The 3,666-nt window shown below is 38.5% G+C and carries 4 protein-coding genes; all 4 read right to left on the reverse strand.

What is annotated here, in order from left to right; genetic code table 11:
• Nucleotides 1-117 precede the first annotated feature (117 nt).
• Genes E2R66_RS28005 through E2R66_RS28020 form a run of 4 tightly spaced genes read right to left on the reverse strand, consistent with a single transcriptional unit; the run spans nt 118 to nt 3,157 of the window.
• Nucleotides 118-771 (reverse strand): hypothetical protein, encoded by a 654-nt coding sequence (locus E2R66_RS28005; protein WP_134738003.1) that lies wholly within the window; start codon nt 769-771, stop codon nt 118-120.
• Nucleotides 772-811: 40 nt separating this feature from the next.
• The gene (locus tag E2R66_RS28010) at nt 812-1,933 is read right to left on the reverse strand and encodes a hypothetical protein (protein WP_134738004.1); all 1,122 of its coding nucleotides are present in this window, start codon (nt 1,931-1,933) and stop codon (nt 812-814) included.
• Nucleotide 1,934: 1 nt separating this feature from the next.
• Nucleotides 1,935-2,360 carry a hypothetical protein gene (locus E2R66_RS28015; RefSeq protein WP_134738005.1) on the reverse strand — a complete coding sequence of 142 codons (426 nt, stop codon included), beginning with the start codon at nt 2,358-2,360 and terminating at the stop codon, nt 1,935-1,937.
• A 53-nt stretch (nt 2,361-2,413) separates the two neighbouring features.
• Complete coding sequence (locus E2R66_RS28020; RefSeq protein ID WP_134738006.1) at nt 2,414-3,157, reverse strand: hypothetical protein; 744 nt, start codon at nt 3,155-3,157, stop codon at nt 2,414-2,416.
• Nucleotides 3,158-3,666 lie beyond the last annotated feature (509 nt).

The following is a 3,666-nucleotide window of genomic DNA, read 5'->3' on the forward strand; positions in this document are numbered from 1 at the left end:
AGTTGAGAATTTCTCAGTAAACTCCAGTATATTTAATCCTTGAAACATAATTTTAGCGTATTTGGTATCTACAGCTTAAATATACTAAAATTATTAGCAATACCCAAGCGCCTTATTCTACTTTTTTAATAGGACGGAGTCAACTTTAAACTTGATGCTTTTCTGTTCACCATGGCCTATGAATTTACTGTCACTATCAAATTTAAGCAACCCGGGAATTGTCTTTCCTTGTATAATGGGGTCGTAAAATTTTAAATCCCGTACAGGAGTGTGGTTGCTTGTTTCGTGAATAGAAATAGGATCAACTTGTATTGGTTCACATCCCTCTGCGGTTATTGTAACTGTATTCAGGCTCTCGAGTGTTGCAGATGGTCTGAGTATATTGAATATTAGTAAGTTATATATCTTTATTTTGTCTGTAAGTTTGTTAGTCGTGTATTTAATATTGACCGTATATATTCCCTGCACCGGAAGCGAGTCTAGCGTAACGGATACTGAAAGGCAGCTCTTAGTTCTGTCAAATGTGAATTTGATCCCGTCGCAATATTTTGCATCACTTGTTCCACCGATTTGAACAAAGGCGGGTGAGGTATCTGGAAAGTTAAGGTTGGCAAAATCCGTTGCCTTTATTACCAACGGTACGTTAAAGTTGATAACCTGGGCATCGTCAAGTAATTCAAAATTAGTTATTGAACCGCCAAGTGAAATGGTTTGTGTCTTTCCAGTTAGAAAAGCAAAAAGTAAAAATATTGAACTAATGATTCTTTTCATGATGATGCCCAAGGTTGGGGTAATTAGTATGGATTAAAGATTAACTTTTTTTACCTGGGATGATCTTTATCTTCAGAGCTATCGTTCTCACGGTCTGATCCTCGTAACCTGCCGTCGGATCTACACCCTTTTGAAAATCATATCCTACTGACACGTCACCAAATCCACTGTCTTTTTGTTTGATGATAACCAGATTGATGTCATATTTCCAAAGCTTATTGGTTTTCTTTTCGCTGGCTATGCTATTGGAGAACCCAGATCGGTATGTGAAATCCGGAACGAACTGCAATCTTTCGTCGAGGATATCGGGAATAGGTGAAAAAGTTGCTACAAATCTTCCATAGAGCCGGTAAACGGTTCCTTTGTCTTCAGCCTTTTTTGCAGTGTTTACATTTTCGTACTCAACGCCACCAAATACATTGTAAATGATTTCGATGGCCGGGTTTTTCATCCTTGCATCAGGCTTAAAATAAAATTTATCGCCGCTGCCATCAAAAATCGGCGACAGGTATAAATTCGCCTGTGTGCCCTCGCTTGATTTAATTCGATCATTTTTATAATTAAGCGAAGCTACTCCAAACATCTGGAAACGGTCATTTGCGTTGAATTTCGGAATGGAAATTTGGAAATTTAACCCAGAAGTTATTACGTTTTGCTTTTTCGATGACAAGGTGTTTTTCTGCCATTCAAAGAATGGGTTGAGCTGCATGTTCAAAGTTGGATTATGAAATGCGTTGGGCAAAACGTTGTAACCAATAGCAAAAGCGAAATTTTGCGAACTAACGGAATCTTTTGGGTATACAAGATTTAAGGTGGCCGCTGCTGCTTTATCTGTTGCGTTGTCAAAGGACTTAACTATTGAAATCCGTTTGAACCAAGTGTACTGGTCAGGTGTATACTTTACTGTTGAGGCAGAAATTTTGTATTTCGCACCTGTTTTCAAAATTAATACTACCGTGTCGTTTTTCGGTTGCTTGACATAGAAAGATGTTGATTTGACCTGGGTGGTATCTAATTTTGTTTTACCCCTTCTAATCAATATCACTTTAGGTGTATCAGAGCCGAGAATTGTTTGATAAGAAAAGTTGTCCGTATATCTGACATCAGCCAATACACTCACCCATGAGCATAGCGCTATAATTAATGTTAACGTGGTTTTCATGTTATGGGGTTTTAGTTTGAACCAGATCATAAACAGATTGAACCGTATCACCGGTGGATATTTCACCAGCACCAATCGTTGAACCGTTTACCGATTGTATATATTGATTAAGGAAACCAATCAATTGGGTTATCTTGGAGTCAGTCATTCCTTTGGAAGACAATACTGTATCCGGCGTAAAATCACTTTCCGGAAAACCAGTTCTTTGCGACAGAATGTGAACAATAAGCTGCATAACCGGATCCGGTGCCGCTCCTCCCGCTGCTGATAATTCAGTAGATGACTGCTTGACAGGCCGTATTGAATTTAAAATTACTGTCGCTACCAGGTCTTTTAGTTTCTTTTTATCGGCATTTTCCTCTGGTATGATTGATACCAGCTCCTGCAGCTCGGCTGCACTAAATTTGATTGTCAGTTTTTTTCTCATGGTGAAAGGGTTAGTTTGTTAATATTAAGTAATTACTTATTTTTTCCGGATTGCTACAATGCCAGCTTTTGCATCGTATAGCACATCATTGTTAAAAAAGAACTGTATCCCAAAAGAATTATGTGCGGGCAATGGCCGGTTTGTCTCCACCCGGTCTTTCCTACTGTATTGCGTATTAATGGTGAAGTGGTAGAAGAAACGACTGGCTTGCCAACCTCCATTGTGACAACCGTATCTTTTCCTTTTACGATATGTACAGCAGGAAACTGCGGTGAATCAGTCCAGGTCAAAGGGGTGCCAGTATCCAGTAATGTTCCTCCGGGAAACGGCTTTCCATTAATTTCTACTTTACCTGGCAATGAATCATCCAGGAAAATGTTCCAGCCGTTTGCCAGTGGAAATTTGCCTGTTTTAAGATATATGTCCTGGAAACCCGCGATATCTTTATTGTTTGGGTTTAAAATTACATAGCCGGTATTTTCTCCATATTCCGGCAGATGAATTAAGTATTTGCCTGTCCCACCCATTAACGCAAATGGATTTGCAATGCCTTTGCTCAAAGAATCGTTTCGTAGACCGATACCCATGATGGCGGACGACCCTTTAAAATTGTTTGCGTTAATTGCTGGAATTTCATCTGTTTTTGTCCATGAGCCATCAAAATTTTGGGCGGAGTCGATCAGCATAAATTTGATTGGATTAGCTGATTTAATGTTACCGAAGCCCAAAACGACCTCGGCCACTTCGCCGCGAAGGTGGAGTACATCGATACCGTACCAAATCCGTATCTGACCCATTGGTTGGCTTCCTTATATGAAGTATACCGAAGGGCGCCCTTGATCACGCGCAGGCCGGAAGATCCGGTGTCGAAGACAACTTGTATGGGGATGCCATTGACATAAATAGTAATTGAAAGAGTTACAATGTTGGCGACCCTATTATAGTCAAGTGCAATAGGTACAATTACCCTTAAATCTTGCGGTTGAACATCCGATTTTGAAAAACCGACGAAAGAAATCAGCGCTAAAGCAAATAGAAATTTTCTAATTGTGATAACAAAAGATAGGGGCTGCATCTTTAAAGATTTAAGGTCTTTAAAAATAAAATATTAATTAAATTTTTGCAAATAATATATTTATTATCAAGTAGTTGTGAGGAACTTCACACTTATTTTGAAATTATTTAATAGGATTATGTATTTAGTTCGCAAAGCGTTTTTTTTGTTAATAAATTATTGATAATCAGTAAGTTATTTAGTATATTTAAGCTAAATAACTTGCTATGTTTAGCGGAATTAGTATCAACG

Source organism: Mucilaginibacter psychrotolerans (assembly GCF_004519315.1).
Classification (GTDB): Bacteria; Bacteroidota; Bacteroidia; order Sphingobacteriales; family Sphingobacteriaceae; genus Mucilaginibacter; species Mucilaginibacter psychrotolerans.

Bases quoted from the DNA above. Each gene is read 5' to 3' on its own strand.
- E2R66_RS28015 (WP_134738005.1), bottom strand. From the start codon at position 2,360: ATGAGAAAAAAACTGACAATCAAATTTAGTGCAGCCGAGCTGCAGGAG.
- E2R66_RS28005 (WP_134738003.1), bottom strand. From the start codon at position 771: ATGAAAAGAATCATTAGTTCAATATTTTTACTTTTTGCTTTTCTAACT.
- E2R66_RS28010 (WP_134738004.1), bottom strand. From the start codon at position 1,933: ATGAAAACCACGTTAACATTAATTATAGCGCTATGCTCATGGGTGAGT.
- E2R66_RS28020 (WP_134738006.1), bottom strand. From the start codon at position 3,157: ATGGGTCAGATACGGATTTGGTACGGTATCGATGTACTCCACCTTCGC.